The organism is Exiguobacterium sp. MMG028, from assembly GCF_027947425.1.
Classification (GTDB): Bacteria; Bacillota; Bacilli; order Exiguobacteriales; family Exiguobacteriaceae; genus Exiguobacterium; species Exiguobacterium aestuarii_A.
This window is the reverse complement of sequence record NZ_JAQJIN010000002.1, coordinates 244,280-265,160: the sequence shown is the minus strand read 5'-3', so window position 1 is coordinate 265,160 and position 20,881 is coordinate 244,280. Positions and strand designations below refer to the sequence as shown.

Annotated in this window: 28 protein-coding genes and 1 pseudogene; 16 read left to right on the top strand and 13 right to left on the bottom strand. The window is 49.9% G+C overall.

Features of this window, described 5'->3' with window-relative positions; genetic code table 11:
* The first annotated feature begins 164 nt into the window (after nt 1-164).
* Both PJK55_RS08550 and PJK55_RS08545 read left to right on the top strand, forming a co-directional pair.
* Complete coding sequence (locus PJK55_RS08550) at nt 165-1,871, top strand: methyl-accepting chemotaxis protein (RefSeq protein WP_271305465.1); 1,707 nt, start codon at nt 165-167, stop codon at nt 1,869-1,871.
* A 117-nt stretch (nt 1,872-1,988) separates the two neighbouring features.
* Complete coding sequence (locus PJK55_RS08545) at nt 1,989-2,738, top strand: SDR family NAD(P)-dependent oxidoreductase (RefSeq protein WP_074036282.1); 750 nt, start codon at nt 1,989-1,991, stop codon at nt 2,736-2,738.
* Nucleotides 2,739-2,773: 35 nt separating this feature from the next.
* On the opposite strand, the gene PJK55_RS08540 is transcribed toward PJK55_RS08545, so the two are convergent.
* Entirely contained in the window at nt 2,774-3,649 is an 876-nt protein-coding gene (locus tag PJK55_RS08540) for a tetratricopeptide repeat protein (protein ID WP_271305464.1), read from the bottom strand.
* A 118-nt stretch (nt 3,650-3,767) separates the two neighbouring features.
* Here PJK55_RS08540 and PJK55_RS08535 point away from each other — a divergent pair, with 118 nt between their 5' ends.
* Nucleotides 3,768-3,992 (top strand): YobA family protein, encoded by a 225-nt coding sequence (locus PJK55_RS08535; protein WP_214874777.1) that lies wholly within the window; start codon nt 3,768-3,770, stop codon nt 3,990-3,992.
* A 19-nt stretch (nt 3,993-4,011) separates the two neighbouring features.
* A complete protein-coding gene (locus PJK55_RS08530; protein WP_214694121.1) occupies nt 4,012-4,176 on the top strand; it encodes a hypothetical protein in 165 nt (54 codons plus the stop codon).
* Between the two features lie 11 nt (nt 4,177-4,187).
* On the opposite strand, the gene PJK55_RS08525 is transcribed toward PJK55_RS08530, so the two are convergent.
* On the bottom strand, nt 4,188-5,378 hold the full coding sequence (locus PJK55_RS08525) for a hypothetical protein (RefSeq protein WP_271305463.1): 1,191 nt from the start codon (nt 5,376-5,378) through the stop codon (nt 4,188-4,190).
* Between the two features lie 104 nt (nt 5,379-5,482).
* Here PJK55_RS08525 and tnpB point away from each other — a divergent pair, with 104 nt between their 5' ends.
* Both tnpB and PJK55_RS08515 read left to right on the top strand, forming a co-directional pair.
* Nucleotides 5,483-6,655, top strand: a complete 1,173-nt coding sequence (tnpB, locus tag PJK55_RS08520; RefSeq protein WP_271305462.1) for an IS200/IS605 family element RNA-guided endonuclease TnpB — start codon at nt 5,483-5,485, stop codon at nt 6,653-6,655.
* Between the two features lie 189 nt (nt 6,656-6,844).
* The gene (locus tag PJK55_RS08515) at nt 6,845-7,405 is read left to right on the top strand and encodes an AAA family ATPase (RefSeq protein WP_271305461.1); all 561 of its coding nucleotides are present in this window, start codon (nt 6,845-6,847) and stop codon (nt 7,403-7,405) included.
* Nucleotides 7,406-7,439: 34 nt separating this feature from the next.
* Here the strand turns inward: PJK55_RS08515 and PJK55_RS08510 are convergent, their stop codons facing one another.
* The 5 genes from PJK55_RS08510 to PJK55_RS08490 are packed head-to-tail and all read right to left on the bottom strand — an operon-like array spanning nt 7,440 to nt 11,382.
* Nucleotides 7,440-8,171 (bottom strand): carbohydrate deacetylase, encoded by a 732-nt coding sequence (locus PJK55_RS08510; protein WP_271305460.1) that lies wholly within the window; start codon nt 8,169-8,171, stop codon nt 7,440-7,442.
* Nucleotides 8,128-8,421 (bottom strand): PTS sugar transporter subunit IIB, encoded by a 294-nt coding sequence (locus PJK55_RS08505; RefSeq protein WP_214694114.1) that lies wholly within the window; start codon nt 8,419-8,421, stop codon nt 8,128-8,130. Before PJK55_RS08505 ends, PJK55_RS08510 begins: the two co-directional genes overlap by 44 nt.
* Entirely contained in the window at nt 8,418-8,717 is a 300-nt protein-coding gene (locus PJK55_RS08500; RefSeq protein WP_271305785.1) for a PTS lactose/cellobiose transporter subunit IIA, read from the bottom strand. The genes PJK55_RS08505 and PJK55_RS08500 overlap by 4 nt, the downstream gene beginning before the upstream one ends.
* Before the next feature lie 29 nt (nt 8,718-8,746).
* Nucleotides 8,747-10,066 carry a PTS sugar transporter subunit IIC gene (locus tag PJK55_RS08495; RefSeq protein WP_271305459.1) on the bottom strand — a complete coding sequence of 440 codons (1,320 nt, stop codon included), beginning with the start codon at nt 10,064-10,066 and terminating at the stop codon, nt 8,747-8,749.
* Nucleotides 10,063-11,382 (bottom strand): 6-phospho-beta-glucosidase, encoded by a 1,320-nt coding sequence (locus PJK55_RS08490; protein ID WP_271305458.1) that lies wholly within the window; start codon nt 11,380-11,382, stop codon nt 10,063-10,065. The genes PJK55_RS08495 and PJK55_RS08490 overlap by 4 nt, the downstream gene beginning before the upstream one ends.
* Before the next feature lie 174 nt (nt 11,383-11,556).
* Here PJK55_RS08490 and PJK55_RS08485 point away from each other — a divergent pair, with 174 nt between their 5' ends.
* Nucleotides 11,557-12,273, top strand: a complete 717-nt coding sequence (locus PJK55_RS08485; RefSeq protein WP_214694104.1) for a GntR family transcriptional regulator — start codon at nt 11,557-11,559, stop codon at nt 12,271-12,273.
* A 325-nt stretch (nt 12,274-12,598) separates the two neighbouring features.
* Nucleotides 12,599-13,003, top strand: a complete 405-nt coding sequence (locus PJK55_RS08480) for a hypothetical protein (RefSeq protein ID WP_271305457.1) — start codon at nt 12,599-12,601, stop codon at nt 13,001-13,003.
* Between the two features lie 23 nt (nt 13,004-13,026).
* Here PJK55_RS08480 and relB read toward each other — a convergent pair whose 3' ends face one another.
* Nucleotides 13,027-13,251, bottom strand: coding sequence for a type II toxin-antitoxin system RelB family antitoxin (relB, locus tag PJK55_RS08475; protein WP_271305456.1), 225 nt, complete (start codon nt 13,249-13,251; stop codon nt 13,027-13,029).
* A 101-nt stretch (nt 13,252-13,352) separates the two neighbouring features.
* Here relB and PJK55_RS08470 point away from each other — a divergent pair, with 101 nt between their 5' ends.
* The 5 genes and pseudogenes from PJK55_RS08470 to PJK55_RS08450 form a co-directional block, all read left to right on the top strand.
* Nucleotides 13,353-14,054 carry an ABC transporter ATP-binding protein gene (locus PJK55_RS08470; RefSeq protein ID WP_271305455.1) on the top strand — a complete coding sequence of 234 codons (702 nt, stop codon included), beginning with the start codon at nt 13,353-13,355 and terminating at the stop codon, nt 14,052-14,054.
* Nucleotides 14,054-14,821, top strand: coding sequence for an ABC transporter permease (locus PJK55_RS08465; RefSeq protein ID WP_074035973.1), 768 nt, complete (start codon nt 14,054-14,056; stop codon nt 14,819-14,821). The genes PJK55_RS08470 and PJK55_RS08465 overlap by 1 nt, the downstream gene beginning before the upstream one ends.
* 228 nt (nt 14,822-15,049) lie before the next feature.
* A complete protein-coding gene (tnpA, locus tag PJK55_RS08460; protein WP_271305454.1) occupies nt 15,050-15,451 on the top strand; it encodes an IS200/IS605 family transposase in 402 nt (133 codons plus the stop codon).
* A gap of 4 nt (nt 15,452-15,455) precedes the next feature.
* Entirely contained in the window at nt 15,456-16,532 is a 1,077-nt protein-coding gene (locus PJK55_RS08455; RefSeq protein WP_271305453.1) for an RNA-guided endonuclease InsQ/TnpB family protein, read from the top strand.
* 149 nt (nt 16,533-16,681) lie between these two features.
* Nucleotides 16,682-16,972, top strand: a pseudogene (locus PJK55_RS08450) (VOC family protein); the annotation flags it as partial.
* 41 nt (nt 16,973-17,013) lie between these two features.
* Here PJK55_RS08450 and PJK55_RS08445 read toward each other — a convergent pair.
* From PJK55_RS08445 to PJK55_RS08425, 5 genes are all read right to left on the bottom strand, one after another.
* On the bottom strand, nt 17,014-17,472 hold the full coding sequence (locus PJK55_RS08445) for a hypothetical protein (RefSeq protein ID WP_271305452.1): 459 nt from the start codon (nt 17,470-17,472) through the stop codon (nt 17,014-17,016).
* Between the two features lie 118 nt (nt 17,473-17,590).
* The gene (locus tag PJK55_RS08440) at nt 17,591-18,190 is read right to left on the bottom strand and encodes a short chain dehydrogenase (RefSeq protein WP_271305451.1); all 600 of its coding nucleotides are present in this window, start codon (nt 18,188-18,190) and stop codon (nt 17,591-17,593) included.
* A gap of 118 nt (nt 18,191-18,308) precedes the next feature.
* Nucleotides 18,309-18,641 (bottom strand): DMT family transporter, encoded by a 333-nt coding sequence (locus PJK55_RS08435; protein WP_214784255.1) that lies wholly within the window; start codon nt 18,639-18,641, stop codon nt 18,309-18,311.
* 11 nt (nt 18,642-18,652) lie between these two features.
* A complete protein-coding gene (locus PJK55_RS08430; protein ID WP_271305450.1) occupies nt 18,653-18,961 on the bottom strand; it encodes a DMT family transporter in 309 nt (102 codons plus the stop codon).
* 1 nt (nt 18,962) lies between these two features.
* Complete coding sequence (locus PJK55_RS08425; RefSeq protein WP_271305449.1) at nt 18,963-19,490, bottom strand: TetR/AcrR family transcriptional regulator; 528 nt, start codon at nt 19,488-19,490, stop codon at nt 18,963-18,965.
* Nucleotides 19,491-19,606: 116 nt separating this feature from the next.
* On the opposite strand from PJK55_RS08425, the gene PJK55_RS08420 reads away from it, so the two are divergent.
* Genes PJK55_RS08420 through PJK55_RS08410 form a run of 3 tightly spaced genes read left to right on the top strand, consistent with a single transcriptional unit; the run spans nt 19,607 to nt 20,681 of the window.
* Nucleotides 19,607-20,173 (top strand): zinc dependent phospholipase C family protein, encoded by a 567-nt coding sequence (locus tag PJK55_RS08420; RefSeq protein WP_271305448.1) that lies wholly within the window; start codon nt 19,607-19,609, stop codon nt 20,171-20,173.
* Complete coding sequence (locus PJK55_RS08415) at nt 20,170-20,457, top strand: hypothetical protein (RefSeq protein WP_271305447.1); 288 nt, start codon at nt 20,170-20,172, stop codon at nt 20,455-20,457. Before PJK55_RS08420 ends, PJK55_RS08415 begins: the two co-directional genes overlap by 4 nt.
* 5 nt (nt 20,458-20,462) lie before the next feature.
* The gene (locus PJK55_RS08410; RefSeq protein WP_271305446.1) at nt 20,463-20,681 is read left to right on the top strand and encodes a hypothetical protein; all 219 of its coding nucleotides are present in this window, start codon (nt 20,463-20,465) and stop codon (nt 20,679-20,681) included.
* Nucleotides 20,682-20,881 lie beyond the last annotated feature (200 nt).

Below are 20,881 nucleotides of genomic sequence, written 5' to 3'. Positions count from 1 at the left end.
CATACGTCTGGTTCTTTTTTTATGACTTTTAGAAAGATAGGTCAATGCGTTTGTTAATTTCAAATTGTTGGTACAAATTAGGTTATTGTGTCCGATATAAGAAAAGGCAGTACATAAAAACAAAGAGAAATAGAGGTGGAAGAGGAGAAGACTCCTCGTAAGTCGTGAAAACAGTATTTAACAAATGGACGTTGTCCAAAAAAATCATGGCGAGCATCGGATTGCTCCTCATCTTGACGTTCGTCGGGATGGGATACAACCTTTGGACGCTTGAACGCATGACGAGTCAGTATGAGCAGATGATCTCAAACGATGTCATGAAAATGAAAGCGGCAGACGATTTGGCGCTCGGAATGGTACGCCAAGCATACGGGGTCCGTGGCTATGTCTTGGTTCAGGACGATGAACGCAAACAACAAATCATTCAAGGCGGAGAAGAAAAGAAAGCGGCCATCGAATCATTGATTGATTTGGCAGAAAACGAATCTGAAAAAAACGAATTTGAAGCATTGCTGGAATATGCGACGGGCTATGATGCGCTCGCGACACAAGCAATCACCGCGATCGATGAGAATGACCAAGAGGCAATCGACCGCTTGACGCTCCGTCTCATGCCGGACGTCACGAAGTCGATCTCGTCGACAGGGGAGGCGCTTCAAGCCGAAACGGAGAAAGACATGTTGGCGATGCAAACCAAACTCCAACAGGCGGGCGAGAGTGCTTTCTTGTATTCGATTGTCATCGCCATCGTGAGTGTTTTGTTGATGGTGGGGGCAGGATATGCCATCAGTCGAATGGTGACGGCTCCGTTACGCTTTTTAGCGAAAGAAGTGGCCGTGGTCGCGGAAGGTGATCTGACACGTGACGACCTCGAAGCACTCACGCAAGATGAAATCGGACAGTTGATGACCGGCTTCAACCGCATGAAGGGGAACTTACGCGAATTGATTGACCGTGTCACACAAAACGCACAAGAAATCACAGCACAATCTGAAGAGCTCTATGCGAGCACAGAAGAGATGGCGTCACAGACGGAAGAGACGACTCGCCTCATCGACCGGGTCGTGGAAGAAACGGTCGCCCAGGCGAAAGAAGCGAGTGATTCAGCGCGGTCCGTGGCAGCTGCGGACGAAGGCATCGGTCAAATCGCCGGTTCAATCGGTTCGATTGATGATGATGTGTCACAAAGTTTGAAACTCGCTGAAGAAGGCGGGGCAACGATGACGCAGGCGAAAGACGAAGTGCGTGCGCTTGAGCGGGAGACACGTCTCACCGGGGAATCGATTTCGGCATTGAAACAACAGTCGGATGAGATTGCCCTCATTACAGAAGTCATCCAGTCGATCACCGACCAGACGAACTTGTTGGCGCTGAACGCAGCCATCGAAGCGGCACGTGCCGGCGAACAAGGAAAAGGATTCGCGGTCGTCGCAGAAGAAGTACGTAAACTCGCGGAGCAATCGAAACAGTCGGCGACGCAAATCGCTGGACTAATCGAGTCGATTCAAGCGCAGTCGAATGCCGTCCTCGACCAACATGTCGTCAGTGCGAAGCGTGTCGAGACGAATTCACAGTTACTTGAACAAGCAACACGTGCGTTCGAACAGATTGTCCGTCAACTCGAGACGTCGGTCGATAACACGTCACACATCCGTATCGCGTCAAACGAGATTGCAGAGACGACAAGGCAAGTCGCGACATCCTCTCTTCGCATGTCACAAGATAGTGAAGCGATGGCCGGAACAATGCGTTCGGTCGGAGAAACTTCTGACGCACAACTTGCGATGATTCAAGAACTGAACGGCGTCGCGGAGTCACTCGGAAATATGACGAGCGACTTACAGACATTGATCGGAAGGTTCACGACATGATGTGAGGGAAATCCTGTCTCTTCGGAGTCAGGATTTTTTCATTCACATCGAGACGATTCATGAAGCAAAAAGTAGGGAAATGAGAACAGGGTAAACGAAAAAAAGGGAGTGGATCACATGAAATATACCGTCATTACAGGAGCAAGTTCAGGAATTGGCTATGAGACAGCGAAGCTGCTCGCTGAAAAAGGGAAGTCACTCGTCCTCGTCGCGAGACGAAAAGATGAGCTCGAATCGCTGCGAGATGAAATCAAGTCGATCTCGTCAGAAAGTGACGTCATCATCAAATCGACGGATCTCTCATACAGCGAGAACGTCTACGGTCTATATGAATCACTCGCCGACCTTGATATCGAGACGTGGATCAACAATGCCGGCTTCGGAGACGCAGACCTCATCAAAGATGTCGATTTAGGCAAGATTGAGAATATGATTCGCCTGAATATTGAGGCGCTCACGGTCTTGTCGAGCCTATACGTCCGCGACTACCACGATGTTGAGGGAGCACAGCTCTTGAACGTGTCGTCTGTCGGTGGCTATCGCATCGTACCGAACTCAGTCACGTATTGTGCGACGAAGTTTTACGTGAGTGCGTATACGGAAGGGCTCGCACAAGAATTGATGAATAGTGGCGCGAAGCTTCGGGCGAAAGTGCTCGCACCGGCTGCGACGGAGACGAGCTTTGCCGACCGGGCACGCGATACGGAAGGATTCGACTATAGTGAGAACGTGGCGAAATATCATACGGCACGCGAAATGGCTGAGTTCTTATATGACCTTCTCGAAGGGGATGAGGTCGTCGGGATTGTCGACCCAGAGGACTACTCGTTCAGTTTACGCGGACCGATTAAACCGTACGCCGGATAACCTAAAAAATCACGCCATTTTGTGGCGTGATTTTTTCATGGCATCGGGACAGTGTAGCCACCTGTGAAGCGGTGTGTCAGGCGGCGTGTCCAATAACGCATCCGAAGGCGCAATACATAAAACTGTGACGTGTTCGGGAGAATGACGTTGTTCACATAATCCGCGAACATGTGGCGGAACGTCCGGTCTTCACTGCGGTCATATGTCGCACTCCACATCCCGTGGTTCTCGACTTCGAGGAGCATCCAAATCATCTCTTCGGTGAGCGGGTCCTCGTCTTCAAGTGCGACGGAGAGGGAAGCGAAACGTTGACTGCAGATGGCGGCATATAGAGAATGGGCATGTGGGTCATGCGGATTGGCCGTTAAATAGCCGCTCGCCGTTTTCATCAATTCGTCTACCATCTCAATCGGGATGTCATCGTATACTTGGAAAAACTCAAGAAGCATCGGAACGGTATCTGGTCCGAGTCCGGCAAGGCGGACGTAATGCATGACGTGAAGGCCGGCCTCTCCGTAGAACTTCCGCTCGAAGTAATGAATGGCGATGGCACGGTGCATGAGCGGAACGTCAGGATAGCGTTCGACACCTCGGAGGAAGTGTTGCTCCGCCTCGAACGTGAAGCCCGTATCTTCGCTGACGATCCCGTTCAACATGTGAAGGATAAAGTGGTCACCGAGTTCGCTTGCTCGATCGAGCCACTCCTTTGCCTTTGCGGTGTTCCCTTCACGAATATACGGATAGGCGCGCATCGCGGGAAAGAATGGATCTTCTGGGAAAGCCGTCTCGCCACGTGTCGCAAGTGCCGTAATCGCTTCTGTGTTATACGCATCTGTTAATTCTGCGAGGAGCATCATCTCAAGAAACGTGCGTTGGAAGTCTGGGCTGTGTAAATCGATGGTGTGTGTCATAAGATCTCCTCCTCACGAATATAGGTGTGGCTTTATTATACTTGTTCTCGGAACGTGGGAGTAGCATCTTTTTGAAAAACGGGAAATGGAAAGTAAGGCGTGAAAAGGAGGGGAGGACATGGCGACTTTCACAGGTTATATCGCAGAAGTAATGGAAAGGAAGATTCGGGTCGCTCCGTCACGGGAGGCAGAACCGTTCGACGGCATCGTGTTTCACCTAGAGGAACCATTTCCTGAAGAAACACCATTTCTTGTCGGTCAGTATGTAAAAGTCGAGCACGATGAGCGGATGACGCGTTCCTTGCCGCCGCAGACGACGGCGCATCGCATCGATGTGTTATGATGAGAACGAGGTGAACCATATGGGACAACGTAACTTTTTGTGGCTCGGAGCCGTGATTGGATTTAGTGCCCTCGTCGTCTGGTTGTTGCAAGACGCGCTTCCGTTTTGGGCATTATCCATCTTGCTCCTCGGGCTCGGGGCCGTGCTCGGTAATCTGCAACGACGATTCACGCAAGACAAATGACAAGCACACCATCATTCGGATGGTGTGCTTGTGTCGTTTTCTTCAACAATTTCTTCTTCCTCTACTTCTTCTTCCGTGGCTGGTTCATCCTCGACGATGGAGTCGTCTTCACCATCTGGTTCAAGTGTGGTCGGTTCCTCTGGCTCTATTGGCTCTTCAGGTTCGACCGGCTCCTCGGGCTCAGTAGGCACTTCTGGTTCTGTCACCGGAGGGTCATCCTCAATCGGCTCTTCCGTTTCAGGAGGGTCTACCGGGGTTTCGGGTTCAGTAGGTGGTTCTGTTGGTTCTTCAGGTGACACCTCAGGCGTAGCCGGTTCGGTCTCTTCTTCTACCACCTCTTCCTCGACGTTCTCTTCAGCAGGTGCTTCCGGTTCAGTCGCTGGCGGTAGTTCGGGCTGCGTCTCTGGAACGCTTGGAGCTTCCGGAATGACGACTGGTTCTTCTGTCAAATCAGGTCGGATCGGCTCGACCGGTGCGAGTTCGACCGGTGGTGGCGCGGCTACGTCTGAATCGATCAACGTACGGAGATCTCGTTCGAACAAGGCGGTCGGTAAGGCAATCCCTCGTAAATGAATCGCGACGACCCGACCGGATGCTGAAAGGAGCGGACTGCCATACGCATGACGTGGCAATTCAAAGTTTCGGATGTAGCCGTTCTCTGCGAATGTGACCGTACCATTCATGCGTTCCTTCATGGTCAATGTGATAAGGTTTTCATCTTCTGCGGCGATGGCTTGCGTCAGCAAGAACGGTGTTTTGTCGGTTTCTTCAATGCGAATGACGGCAATGAAACTCGTACGACCGACGACTGTTCCGGAGACGGCCTGTCCGTCATGGTACATGATGATGTTCGTCAAGCCGGCTACGTTCGAAGCCGCAGTGACGACGTCGCGGGAGCTGACCAAAAAGCCAGTCCCGTAACTGACGGTAAAGAGGCTGTCCTGTAACGTATCGAAGTCGGCGGTCGTTGCTTCGTCAGCAGAAACGGTATCCTCACCAATCGGTAAGTCGACCTGATCGGCGAGCGAGTCGGTCGAACGCAACATATCCGTGAAATAGGCGTTTCCAATGAAGGCGACAAAAGCAATGAGTGCAATGGCGAGCGGGGCGGCGAGTAACCAAATTGTGCGACGTGAGCGGCGGCCACACGTCGGACAGACCGTTTTCGATCGTGTCTTCTTTCCGCAGTGGGGACAAGTCACGGGGGCACCTTCTTTCTATCAAAATTAAGCGAGAGTACTCCCACTTCTAAACGAAGTGTAAGTGGGAGGTGATCGGGTATACTACCTTCAAGGAGGTGAACATCATGCTGAAACACAAGGCTTACAAATTCAGAATCTACCCGACAAAAGAGCAGGAGATCCTGATCGCGAAGACGATCGGTTGTTCGCGTTTCGTCTTCAACCACTTCTTGGCGAAATGGGATGAAACCTATCAAGCGACTGGTAAAGGACTCTCCTACGGATCTTGTTCGAAAGAGATCCCTTTGCTGAAGCAGGAGTTCGACTGGTTAAAAGAGGTCGACAGCCATTCTCTTCAGACTAGCGTCAAGCATCTGGCCGACGCCTATGAACGCTTCTTCAAGAAACAGAACGAGCGCCCTCGCTTCAAGTCGAAGCGGAACCCTGTTCAATCATACAAGACGAATATCGAGAAGAATAATCAGATCCCCGAAATCTCGATCATCGGAAACAAACTCAAGCTCCCGAAGCTGAAGTGGGTTCGTTTCGCCAACTCGAAGCAGGTCAAGGGGCGTATCTTGAACGCCACGATCCGACGTACAGCTTCAGGAAAATACTTCGTGTCCCTGCTCGCAGAGCAGGAGATCGACGAACTGCCGAAGACCGGCTCATCCGTCGGCGTCGACGTCGGGCTGAAGAATTTCGCTATCCTGTCAAACGGAACCGTATACCAAAACGACCGTTATTTCCGTACGCTCGAGAAGAAGCTGGCGCGCGAGCAGCGGAAGTTATCCCGTCGTCAGCTCATCGCCTTGAACAGGAAGGTGAAACTGTCCGAGGCGAAAAACTACCAGAAGCAGAAGCGGAAGGTCGCCCGTATCCACGAGAAGATCGCCAACAAGCGGACAGACTTCCTGCACAAGGTATCGACCGAGATCGTCAAAAACCACGACGTCATCGGTATCGAGACCTTGCAGGTGAAGAACATGCAGAAGAACCGCAAATTGAGCAAGTCCATCTCCGAGGTGAGTTGGTCGGAGTTCTTCCGCATGCTTGAATACAAGGCCGACTGGTACGGGAAGACCGTCGTGAAGGTCGGGAAGACCTTCGCCTCGAGCCAGCTCTGTTCGGGTTGCGGCCATCGACACAAAGACGTGAAGCATCTAAGCCTGCGTGAATGGACATGCCCGAATTGCGGGGTCCATCACGACCGCGATGTGAACGCAGGACTGAATCTCAAACAAGAAGCAGAACGTATCTTGGCTGCTTCAACCGTCGGGACGACGGGGTTAGCCTGATCAGGTTTCGACCGATAGGTCGGATAACTCAGGAATCCTCCACCTCTAAGCGAAGCGTAGGTGGAGGTAGTTCAAAAAGTTCGATGTTATGCTTATTCCTTCAATTGGATAGAGGTAAACAAATATTTTAGGAGGCTTCTCCACTCGAACGTTCGTGGTAAAATCGTCAAAAGCGCAGGGGGAGATTTAATGAAGTTCATCATCTTATTCGGTCCGCAAGCCGTCGGTAAAATGACCGTCGGACAGGAACTCGCCGACCGGACCGGGCTCAAGTTATTCCATAACCATATGACGATCGATCTCGTCGGACCGTTCTTCAATTACGGCACGGCAGAAGGGAAACGACTCGTCCAACTGTTCCGTCAAGAGCTGTTCGAGTCGGTCGCAAAAAGTGATCTACCCGGTATGATCTTCACGTTCGTCTGGGCGTTTGATATGCAGGAAGACTGGGACTACGTGAAAAACGTGACGGATTTGTTCGAATCACATGGGGCGGACATCTACTACGTCGAGCTCGAGGCAGAGATGGAAGAGCGGCTCGCGCGCAATACGACCGAAAATCGCCTCACGCATAAACCGTCGAAGCGGGACATCGCCTGGTCAGAGGCGGAACTCAAACAGACGGCGACGATGTATCGTTTGAACTCGCGTCCTGGGGAATTAGACGTCGAGCATTATCTCCGTATCGATAACACCCATTTAAGTCCGGAAGAGACAGCTGCACAAATTCAACGAGCGTTTGACCTATGAAAAAGCGGGTCCCCAACAAGGGAACCCGCTTTTGTCATGCCCACCAATCGGGGCGTTGATAGTCGACCAACACCTGTTTTTCGAGGAGGCGTGGCACGAGGTAAGAGGTGATGCTCGGAAGATCATCGTCGATGTCGGCCGGATGGACCATCACTTCGATGGACCCTCCAGGTTCGATGGCATCAAGCGTCGCATGGGAGACACCGTTCGCGTAAAATTGATCACTGAACCGTTCGGTCACCCACAAGTCTCGGCGCGACCCGAGCGTCGTTAAGGCCCGAAACGTCGTGTCATATTCTTCGGCGAGACGAATGATGACGTCATGCAGGACCGGCCATCCGTGAACGTGGTGATGACTATCGAGATGGTCGAGCGGGAGACCTGTCGCGAGAAACGCCTCGATTTGGGCTTTCCACTCGAGATAGACGAGCTCTGGATCAGGTGGTGTTTCCTTCAAGAAACGGCTCGTGTAGCGGAACGTGCCGTCTTCTTTTGTAAGGGGCGCACTCGTGTCGGCAAGCGGTTTGCCCCAAGTCAAGACGAGATGGACACCGACGCGAAGAGATGGATGCTGTTTCGCGAGTCTGACGGCTTCCTCGACGGCATACCCGTTCATAATCATCGTCGCCGAATTCACGATTCCATTCAGATGACTCTCCAAGGTGCCGGCGTTCACACCTGTCGTCAATCCGAAATCATCGGCGTTGACCAAGACGAACGTCTTAGGCATTGACGAGACCGAGTGCCTGATCGAGGACCAGGTCACCTTTCATCATCCCGTACGCCATATTGTCGATGACCGCGACCGGTACGTCGACGGACGATTTGATTTTCCCTTCAAGGTAGCGGACTTGTGGTCCAATCAAGATGACGTCAACGTTCGTCTGTTCTTTCAAACGAGACTCCGGGATGGCGTCAATACTTGCGTCGATTCCGCGGTTCGCAGCTTCTTTTCGCATTTTTTCCACTAAGATCGATGTCGACATACCTGCCGAGCAGACGAGTAAGATGTTCATGTTGTTTCCTCCAATCGATTCAAACGGGTGATCATGTCAATCATTTCGACGGCGAGTTCTTTCACGGTCATCGCCGTCATGAGGTGGTCTTGGGCGTGGACGAGGAGGACGCTCATATCGCTCGTCGTCCCCCGTGCCTCTTCTTGTAACAGTTCCGTCTGTAATTTATGTGCGTCTAGAAAAGCCGCATCGGCTTCTTTTAATTTGGTTGTCGCCTCGTCCGTTTCACCACGTTTTGCAGCAGCGATGGCTTCGAATGCCGACGAACGGGCATTCCCAGCGTGCAAAATAATCATAAATGAGAGTTCTTGAATCGTTTCGGTTTTCACGAAATCTTTTCTCCTTCCTCAGTTGCAGCTTTGTTTTTGTTGATTTCGGCTGTCATCGCTCTTGCTCCTGCCATGACGAATGGGATATACATCGCAGTCGCAATCGACAAGTTGACGATTTGAAGCAAGACACCACGGACGCTACCGCCAGTGACGAGGTAACCGCTGATGATTGGTGGCGTCGTCCAAGGAACGATGGCGACCGTCTTCGGAACCATACCTGTCGAGAGGGCGACGTATGAGATAATCGTGAGCGTGACCGGCACTAAGATGAACGGTACGAGCATGATCGGGTTCAAGACGATTGGAAGACCGAAGATGACCGGTTCGTTGATGTTAAAGAGACTGGCTGGTGTCGAGAGTTTTGCCACTTGGTGATATGGGTGATTCCGTTGCTTCCGCACGACGATGAAGATGGCGAGCAAGAGCGCGAACGTCGTACCCGATCCACCCATGAAGACGAATGCATCCAAGAACGGTTTTGTGACCGTATACGGCACATCAAACGCTGACGTTCCCGCTTGGAAAGCAGCCAAGTTCTGTTCGATGAGCGGGAGATAGACCGGCTCGATGACCGAACCGATGATGTTTGTCCCGTGAAGTCCGAAGAACCAAAGGATGTGGTTCAAGAACGCGATGACAAGGGCAGCAGGGAGCGAATCTCCGAAACCTTGGAGCGGTTGTTGAATCGCCTTAAAGATGACTTCAAACACACTGAGCTCGACGACGAGCGTCATGAAAAGCTGGAATCCTGCGACGACTGTCAAGATGATCATCGATGGGATGAGTGCCTGGAACGAACGTGTGACCCCACCCGGTACTCCTTCTGGCATCTTGATTGTCAGTTTCGTATTGATGAGATAGCGGAACATTTCCGTGACGGCAATCGACACGATGATGGCGACGAAGAGCCCTTGGGCACCGAGCCATGCGAAATTGAGACCCCAGTCGGCAGTGACCGGTACGAGCATGATGTATGAGGCGAGCGACAAGATCCCCGCTGCAAGTCCGTCGATTCCGTACGAACGGGCCAAGTTATACCCGATGGAGAAGGCAATCAGCAGACCGAGTATGGCGAACGAAGCGTTCCAGATGCTTCCGCCGAGTCCTTGCCAATTTCCTTCGCCGAACATGCTGTTCATCGAGCCAACGAAATCGAGCGAGAGACTACCGATGTTGACAGCCGGGAAGTTGTTAATGAGGACGGCGAGCGACCCGACGATGATGAGTGGCATGACGGAGACGAACCCGTCACGGATGGCGACTAAGTGCCTTTGGGACCCGATACGTCCCGCGATTTCAATAAACTTGTTCATGAATAGACCTCCTTCTTAAATTGGGGTAGGTACGCCTCGTGCGCTGTGAACAGCTCCTTGAGAAGCGGGTCGATCCGTTTCTCGTCTTGGATGAGCGGGTTCATGAGGCAGGCAAGATAGGCGTCCTCGTAAGAACCGGATACAGCCGCCTGGATGGCGAGCTGTTCAAACGTTTTTAAGTTCGTGATGAGTCCACGAATCGGGAGTGGTAATGACCCGATTGAGATCGGACGAGGACCAGACTTCGTGATGACGGCGTTCACTTCGATGACCGCGTCGTCTGGTAAGTCCCGAATCGTGCCGTTGTTGAGCGTGTTGACCGTTTGGATGTCGCCACGGTCATTGTGAATCGAGTCCATCAAATTGCAGGCGGCATCTGAATAGTAGGCGCCTCCACGTTTTTCAAGCTCTTCCGGTTTGACGGCGAGATCGACGTCTTTATATTTCTCGAACAACTGCGCCTCGACTTGTTGGACGACTTCGGCACGGGTGCCGTTTTGTTCGTACGCCTCGAGGTCTTTTTTCAACACGTCCTTCGTCTGGAAATAGTACTGGTGATACGGGTTCGGTAACATGCCGAGTGACGATAGGAACGATTCGCTCCATCCGAGACCGACGATGTTCGCTGGCGAGTAATCGTTGCCTGCATTGAGCGAAGCAAGGACGTCACCTGTCCGATCCACGCCGTCGACCCAGACGTGACGACCGAAGACGAAATGGTTCAATCCGATAAATTCAATCGCGACTCGTTCGACCGGCGTCTCGAGAATCTCTGCGACCGAGTTTCGCATGTTGAACGGGATGTTGCAGACACCGATGACCTTCTTATGAGATGAGTGCTTGAGTACGGCCTCGGTGACGATGCCCGCCGGATTGGTGAAGTTGACGAGCCAGGCGTCCGGGCAAATCTCGGCGACTTCATTGGCCAAGTCGATTAAGACGGGGATGGTACGGAACGCTTTGAATAATCCACCTGCGCCGTTCGTCTCTTGTCCGATGAAGCCATGCTTGAGCGGGATGCGTTCATCGAGCGCACGTGCCTTGAGTCCACCGACCCGAATCTGTGTCGAAACAAAATCTGCGCCGACGAGTGCGGCTCTTCGGTCGAGCGTCCAACTGAGTGTGATCTCGGCGTTGGCCTTCTCGATCATCCGCTGAGCGAGACGACCGACAATCTCTAGTTTCTCCCTCCCTTCTTCGATATCGACGAGCACGATCTCCCGAACGGGGAACGATGCTTGCCGATCAATCAATCCTTCGATGATTTCCGGGGTGTAACTAGACCCACCGCCGATGATGACGACCTTGACTGCCATGGTGTCAACTCCTCCTTTTGAAAGCGATTTCTTTTTGTCGTAACAAATATAACAAATAGTACAACTTTCGGCAATATAAAAAATACAAATAATACAATTAGTTTTTTGTATTTGCAATTGTATGCTTGCTGTATCACAATAAAGGAACCAACCTAACGTAAAGGAGATGGAGGTATGTCGCAATCGACGCTCCAAACCGCAATCAAGGATGAATTGTTGTCCCGCATCAAAAGTGGGCATTATAAAGAAGGGGAGAAATTTCCGACCGAGTACGCGCTTTGCGAGGAGTTTGATGTGAGCCGAACGACGGTGCGTGGCGCCCTCAACCAATTGACGACAGAAGGGTATTTGGTCCGCCAACAAGGTCGCGGCACGTTCGTCGCCGGGAAGAAAGTCCAACAGACGCTATCGTATACACCGAACAACTATGCGGCCCAGCTCGCCGTTCAAGGGAAGCGTGGTCAGGTCGCGTTGATCGACATCTCCGTCATCTCGGCATCCGGTCAAATCGCTTCAGTGTTCGAAGCAGAGGACAATGCGCCGATTCAAAAGATTGAGCGGATTCGTCATGCGGACGGGGAACCGACCCAGTATGAGGTCTCATTCATCCCGTGGAAGATTGCACCGGGGATCACGAAAGAACAGGCGGAGCATTCGCTCTTCCGAACACTCGCTGAAGTCCATGATGTCCATGTCGCGAAGACGACGGAGGCATTGGAGATTGCCCTTGCTGACGAGAAGGTGAGTACGCTCCTCAACTGTCCACTTGGGTCGCCATGTTTCCATATCGAGACGGTGACAGAGGATGAGTCGGGACGGGCGATTGAATACTCACGCTCCTACTTCCGTGGGGATAAGACGAGCTTCGTCATCGAACGGAATTATAACTAACAAAAGCGCCCGACTGTTTCGTATGGAAACGGTCGAGCGCTTTGTTCGTTTCACCTATAACAAAAAGAATCATGTTCATTTTGGTCTGAGATGACTATGTTTATCGATGAAATAAGTACGAATCTAAATCATTTTACAGACAAGGGTTTTCAAAATGTAACTCGAATGTTGTAACAGATGACATAATTCGAAAGGTGATAAAATATGACCGTAACTACATTTATTGGTGTTCTAATTTTGGGTCTCTTGCTCTTAGGGTTGGGAATTCGTTCAAAAGATTGAAGAGAATAAATTCAAGTAATGGATGGCGAGGGGAGGAAGCTAGATGAATGAATGGGAAAAATGGATTCCGTTAGAGTCTATTCCAGCACGTCTGTATAAAGAGTCATTAATTGATGATGGTGATTCTTTGCGAATTATCTTAAGTGATGAAACAGAGGGGCAGAAATATTCATTCCTGTTTGATGGTCTTGTACTTTCTTATCGAAACTCGGACGAAGGTTCAAGATTGAGGACGTTAGAGCATCTGCATCAGCATTATGCACATCTTGAGTACGGGAACTGGACGTTATTCAAAGTAAAAAATTCTAGTTATCTGGAATGGTTTAACCGAGAGTCTCTTAAACGGTATGAAAGTATAGTTGAAATGGAGCATTATGTTTTTCTAACATCAAATGATGTGATTGAAGTGCTATCGGTTGATGCTCCAACAATAACAAAGGTGGTATAGCGTAGATTTTATTTGCAAAACATTTATTCCTCGTCCAATTCTTTCATCATCTCTTCGAATGAGATTGCTTTCGATGCCTTTTGATGATGATACATCGTTTCGTGATATCGATTTAGGTCTCTTTCGTTTTGAATATGTTCAATCATCACATCGCGAATGAAGGTAGACAGGTGCAGCTGTTTCGCTTCTACATATTCCTTGATGAATCTCGCATCTTCTTCATTGAGATGGATATTTATCGTTTCCATCACAGACACCCCCTTAATCTGATTATAACCGATTACAAACGGCATTCTTGACCACCTCATCCTCTCTTTTTTGTACACTAGAACCAGGAGGCGAGAGAAGCATGTCAATCATTGAATTCAAAGATGTGAGTCATCAAGACATCCTGCACCATGTGTCCGGGACGTTTCGAGAGGGGCGAATCACGACGTTCGTCGGACCGAGCGGCGCCGGCAAAACGACGTGTCTGAAGCATATCAATGGATTGCTGTCACCCGACACGGGCATGATTTTATTCAAAGGGGAAGATATCGCGGAGATGGACATCCTCGAACTTCGAAAAAAAATCGGGATGGCGTTCCAAAGTGCGCCGATGATTCAAGGGACCGTATACGACAATTTGAATCTTCCAAAAGCTATCTTTGACGAGACACTCGACCGAGACCGGGCTGCCGAATTGCTCCATCGCGTCGACTTGAGTGAGGCGCTCCTCGACCAACCCATCAAATCACTGTCGGGTGGGGAACGGAGCCGGGTCGCCATCGCCCGGACGCTCGTCAATAAACCGGACGTGCTCTTGCTCGATGAGATCACGGCGAGCCTCGATTACCGGACGGTGAAAGAGATCGAGCGACTCATCCGAAAACTGCAACAATCGTACGGCGTGACCGTCATTTGGATCACCCATGACTTAGACCAGGCGCGTCGGGTGAGTGACGACATGTGGTTCTTGAAAGATGGGGAGCTGCTTGCCTATGGGGACGCCTCGTTCATCGATGAATCGGACGATCCCGTCATCCAACAATTCGTCAGGGGGGAAGATTGATGTCATACATTGAACTCGCGACAGCGCTCATCTTCGTCGTCATCCCGCTTGCCTTGACGCTCGTCCTACGACTCGGACTCGAGCGAGATATTATCATCGCGACCGTCCGTTCCATCATTCAACTGCTGATCATCGGCTATATCTTGACGTTCGTCTTTGAGAGCGACAGTCCGATTTTCATGCTGTTGATGATCTTACTCATGATTGTCGCGGCAACACAGAATATTCGACGGAAAGGGGACGGGATTCCGGGCATCATGTGGATCATCGTCTTGACGCTTGTGACGATTGAAGCGCTGACGATGGGTCTCATGCTCGGGCTCGGCATCATCCCGTTTGAACCGGAAAAGGTCATTCCGATCAGTGGGATGGTCATCGGGAACAGTATGGTGTTGTCGCTCCTCTTCCTGAATAAGTTCAAAGACGAGGTCGAACGGAGTGACGACGTCATCGAACTCATCCTCTCGCTAGGCGGGACACCGAAAGTGGCCATCGACCGCAGCTTGAAGAATGCGATTCGCACGAGCATGATTCCGACCGTCGAGGCGCAAAAGACGATGGGCCTCGTCCAGCTACCGGGAATGATGAGCGGTCTCATCATCGGTGGGGCCGACCCGATGGAAGCGGTGCTGTACCAACTCTTGATTCTGTTCTTGATTTTGACGACTGCCTCTATTTCGGCGACACTTGTCGGTTACTTGGCGTATCCACGCCTGTTTAACGAGAAGATGCAGTATATCGGATTGACCTATCGGAAGGGGAAATGAGACATGATTACAGGGATTCATCATGTACAGCTCACGATTCCAACTGGAGCGGAACGAGAAGCGAAGGCGTTTTACAGAATTTCCGAGCGGGAAATCCCACTCCTTTAGGGGTGGGATGAAAGCTCGGCAGGATGCGGAGTGTCAGTAAAGAATCCGAAGGTTTTGGCGCTTCAAGTATCTGGAAATCTTCTTGTTGCAGTTTGTTGGTTAAACTGACACGATATTAATATGGAAACCAACTATAGAAGAACTCATACCACTGTTTCTCTAATCAATTATCACTTCGTTTTCTGTCCTCGATACAGAAGAAAGATATTCCTTCGTGACGATGTAGAAATACGTTTCAAAGGTTTGATGTCCGAAATATGCGAAGAACTGAATATCAAAATTATAGCCTTGGAATGCGATAAAGATCATACGCATATGTTCCTTAACGCCCCTCCAACACTGAGTCCTGCCGACATCATGGCAAAAATAAAGGGAGTAACATCTAAAAAGTTAAGAGAGGAATTTCCTCATCTTCAACATTTGCCGAGTCTCTGGACACGATCCTATTTCGTCTCCACCGCTGGAAATGTATCGAGCGAAACGATCAAACGTTATGTTGAACAACAAAAAACAAGGGGGTGACACCGTGTCTCAGACGCTGACAGTTAACATTAAACTGAAGCCGACAAAAGAACAGGAAGTTGTTTTAAAAAGCATGGCAGAAACATATATCGAGACGGTCAATCAACTTATCTCTGATATGGTGGATGCTAAAGCGATGCTCAAATTGACAAGTAAAAGTGTTTGCGCTCATTTGCCTAGTGCCGTCAAGAATCAGATAATTAAAGACGCCCAAAGCGTATTTAAAAAAGCGAAGAAATCGAAATATGAAATAGTCCCAATCCTAAAGAAACCTTACTGCACATGGAACAATCAGAACTATTCGTTTGACTTCGAGTCCATCTCTCTTCCTATCATGGTAGATGGAAAAGCAAAGAAAACACCAATTAGAGCAGAAATGGTCGACAAACACAATCGCAACTTCTCGCTTCTTAATAACAAGTTGGGTGCGGTGCGCATTACGAAAAAGTCTGATAAGTGGATTGCCCAAATCGCCGTTACAATCCTCACAATCGAAAAGACGGGCTCAAGGATCCTTGGTGTGGATTTAGGCTTGAAAGTCCCGGCGGTCGCATCGACTGATTGCGATAAGGTAAGATTCTTTGGGAACGGTCGTGAAAACAAGTACATGAAACGCAAGTTTCGTGCGAAACGGAAAGAACTCGGTCAAAAGAAGAAGCTGAACGCAATCAAGGAACTGAACAACAAGGAGCAGCGTTGGATGAAAGACAAGGATCACAAGGTGAGCCGTGAGATCGTCGACTTCGCAAAAGAGAACAATATTTCTGTCATTCGCCTAGAGAAGCTAGCGAATATCCGGCAGACGGCAAGAACAAGCCGTAAAAACAATAAGAATCTGCATACATGGTCGTTCTATCGCTTGGCATTATTTATCGAGTACAAGGCGAAACTAGAAGGAATCAAGGTTGAATATGTCAATCCTGCATATACATCTCAAACATGCCCTTCTTGCGGGAGTCGGAATAAAGCGAAAGACCGTGCCTATTCGTGTTCTTGCGGATTTAATAAACATCGAGATTTAGTCGGTGCGATGAATATCCGAACCGCACCTGTGGTTGATGGTAAAAGTCAATCAGCCTGAGAATCTATATGATCTGTCTCAGGAGGGGTGATGGCACACCCTCATCTGGAGGTTTGAGCAAAACAGAAATGGACTGCGCTCGCACAAGCACTTCAGAATCCCACTCATCCTGAAGGGTGAGCTTGCGGCTTTAGCCGTGGGAGTGTCAATGCGACTTTCTCGGTTTACGTGAAATCGAGAAGCCGGACTCACTGAAAGGGCGCGGTGGATTTTGGCTTCAAGTCGGCGACCGTTCCGTTCATGTCGGTACTGAGGACGGCGTCGAACGACAGAAGACGAAAGCACACATGGCGTATGCTGTGACGGATTTAGGTCATTGGAAGGCGGCCCTCACAGAAAACGAGATTGTATACTTCGAAGGTATCCCGATTCCAGGATTCGACCGATTCGAGTTCCGGGACCCGTTCGGCAATCGGGTCGAAATGATTCAAGCGTTATAACAAAAGGGAGCATCCAGCGCGGATGCTCCCTTTGTCGTTCTTCAAGAAATACAGAATAGCTGCGTCAATTGTCTCCATTGGTCGGGATAGGCGTTACTACCGCTATGTTCATGAATGAGTTTTCCGTTAGCGTATACGCTAAGGTTCCACTGCGTACCATCTACAGTGATGACGCCTTCGGGTTCTTCGAAAACGATCGGCCAGCGATGCGTTCCGAGTGATTGAAACGCCACGCGGATCTGTTCTGCTTCTTCGCCTTCGAATTCCTCGGATATCGAAAGGGCGGATTGATCGACGTGACGAAGGACGGTACCATTTTCAAAAAAGGTCAGGGTACTCACATCAAACACACCAAAGCCACCGACACGAAAAACGGCCTCAATGGACGATTGTTCCGGACGCTTCAATCGACCGGTGAAGCGAAGTAGTCGACTTGGGAACGGGTGGCGGACGAATGGTGGAGGAATGTCAAAAAGATTGCGCAGTGTTTTGTGATTCATGAACATTCAACCTTTCTCGCATATAAGTTGTCCTGAGTATAGCGGAGTTCATATGAATGAGTAGGTAAAATAACGTTCAAGGTACGAAAAAAGCACCTCTCAACGAGATGCTTTGCTGTTAATACACTTCGTACGTTTGTCCCGTCTGCGCGCCTTCGACGCTCTTCACGTAGGCGAGGGCGACCCGTTCACCTGGCACCGCCGCATAGCCACGGAAGTATGGGCCATATGAATCGAGGGCTTCGACGAGAACGTTCGGGCTGACGTTGTTGATACGGATGCCCCGTGGCATCTCAATCGCTGCACAGGTGACAAATCCTTTGATGGCACCGTTCGCGAGTGCGGCCGATGCGCCTTCTTTAATGGGATCGTCCATCAAGATTCCGCTCGTCAGTGTGAAACTGCCACCATCGTTTACATGATCGAGCCCGAGAAGGACGAGGTTGACCTGCCCTTTGATCTTGCTGTCGATACTCTTTTGATTATCTGCCGGCGTCATCTCGGAAAGTGGACCGAAATGTGTGCTTCCTGCCGTACTGATGACCGCATCGACGCGACCGACCTGTTCGTACATCTGACGGATGCTGTCTTCAGAAGCGAGGTCGACTTGCACGTCCGCTCCGTTACGCCCAGCTCGGATGATTGTATGTGTTTTCTCCAATTCGTTTGCGACGGCCTGACCGACCGTACCGCTTGCCCCTACAAGTAAAATATTCATGTGAAAACTTCCCCTTTCGTCACGCTTAGATTCCTTTTCAGGGTAGCGGAAGGCGAGGACGTTCGGCAATCAAGTTGCTTCTAGTGAGCAACTGCTTCTCAAGTACAACGAAGATGGTTCAAGCTGCGGCCTTCTGCCCTCGTTGATTCATCACGATGACCCCAAGGACAATCAATAACAGACCAATCCCGTTCAATGCGGAGAGGACTTCTCCATATACGAACACGCCGATTAGACCCGTCGCCACCGTGCCGAGTCCGGCCCAGATGCTATAGGCGATACTGAGCGGGATTGTCTTCAAGACGATGCCCATGAGGGTGAATGAGGCGGCGAAACTAACCAAGAGAATGACACTCGGCACAAAGTTCGTGAATCCGTCCGATAGCTTTAACATCGATGTCCCGAGTACCTCGAATGCGATGGAAAAGAACAGTAAAAAATAAGCTTTCATCTTCATTCACCTCACAATTTCATAAAGACGAGCCCGATGATCACGAGCGCAATTCCGGTAACTTTTTGACGACTCACTTGTTCGTGGAAGACGACAAAGCCGATCACAGCCGTGAGCGCCGTCCCGACACCGCTCCAAAACGCATAGGCGAAGCTGAGCGGGATCGTGAAGAGCGCTAGTGATAACAAATAAAACGCCGTCCCGTAGCCGACGGCGACCCCGAGAATCGGAAGTCGATTTGTCGAGGTGGCGTTCACTTTCAACATGCTCGATCCGAATAGTTCGGAAACGATGGCCCCAATCAAATAGATGAATCCCATGTCAGGCACCTCCTTCAAGTAACTCGTCACATGCCTCTCGGATGAGGGCTGCTGCGCGGTCTTTGAACGATTCGCTATATCCATAAAGAACGGCGAACCAAAAACCGTCACAGAGGAGACGGAGTTTTAAAATCGCATTTTGGTCGGGACCGTCTTCTGCGAACCGTTCGTTCCAACCGGTCGAGACGTTGCTCCAAATCGACTCGCTCGCCGCATCTTCTTGTGAGGAGATGAAGACAGCGATGAGAGCTGTGTCTCCATGATCGACATCATCCAACGTCGCCAGTGCATAGGCGCGAGTGAACGGATACGGACCATCCGACAAATGGTCGCTGATTCGTGTTTCGAACGTCTCGATGGCCATTTCGTTCATCTGACGCAATAAGTTGGCCTTGCTATCAAAATGATAAAGGACACCGGCTTTCGTGATCCCTGCTTTCGTCGCCAATCGTTCGAGTGACAACTGACTGATGCCATCCTCTCGAATCATCTGGGCCGCCGTCTGCAACAACAATTGTTTTTTACTCATCGATTCACACCCCACTTTTACTTTACTGACCGTTTAGTAAAGTCATCCTACCAAATAATGATTCAGGTTGTCTAGCGAAATGACTGATGGAATAATGTGGGAAAGGGGGTGTCGGTATGGGCTCACATTTGATGCATCTCGTTATCGCAAACGAGATGATAAATGAGTTACCAGAACTCGATGAAGTTGCATTCACACTCGGGAGTCTTGCGCCGGACGCGACGACCGAAAAAGGAGATTCGCATTACTATGCGGGAAAACACGACGATTTATCACGTCGTCTCGATCTCGAACAGTACTGGTGTGATAGCTTAGGAGAGGACAGCTCGTTTCGACTCGGTTACTATGCGCATCTCGTCGCAGATGAGATTTGGCTACAAGGGTTTTACAAGAGTTGGTTGAAAGAAATCATTACCCAAAATCCAGAGAAACAGGCTGCCTACTATGCAGATTTTGATGCCTATAACGCCCGCCTGTCGAGACGACTAGGGGCGTTCGATTTCGAACGATTAAAAGGGGACCCGGCTTTCGATGAATTGATCGAAAAAATCGAGCGAGACACGGCGATGACAGAGGAGGGGACATACACAATGTTCTTGCCGCATCAGTTCGATGGTTATGTCGATACGTGTGTTCGTCGCTGCCTGGAGATGGTAAAACGGAAGCAGGCGATACTCGTATGAAGAAGCGATTTGCACCGCTATATGCGACGCTCGGACTCTTCATCTTGACGGTCATCACATTCTTCACGCTGAACGGACGGGTGTTTCCGAACCTCGAGTTGATGCCGGTCATCTGGGTATACGTCGCAATTGATGTCGGGTTGTTCGTCACATTGATTTGGGGATTGTTTTGGAAAGATCCAGTCGTCAAAATATACACAATCCTTGCGACGATTGGATTGATCATCCCGCTGTCGATTTGGATTTTCTTGTTGCTGTTGGCGAACGGGATTTCGGAGGCATGAGTTGAATGACTGAAAACGAGAAAAAATTACCTTTTGTGGCTCAAGCAGTCCCATTTTTGATTGGTTGTCTGATTTTTGGACCAATCGGATTGGTGATTCTGCTGTTCATGTGGAGACGCTTGGAACGAGATGAACGAATCATCTATTTGATTGCTGCGCTCTTCTTCACGTTATTCGACGTTCTCGACTATTTTACAGATGGTCTACTCTATTATTTGGTTTGAGAAAATGGATCTTTCCATTTTCTTTTTTTGTGCTCTCTATAGAAAGGAAATTTTTCCTATCCGAATCTTTACAATTTGACGTTGCGTATCCTTTTTTTGTTTGATATGCTACTTGATGAAAACGACAATGATAATCATTATCACTGATAACGAGAAAGAAAAAGAGACATACATAACCAACATGACTCGTTTTTTGGTGG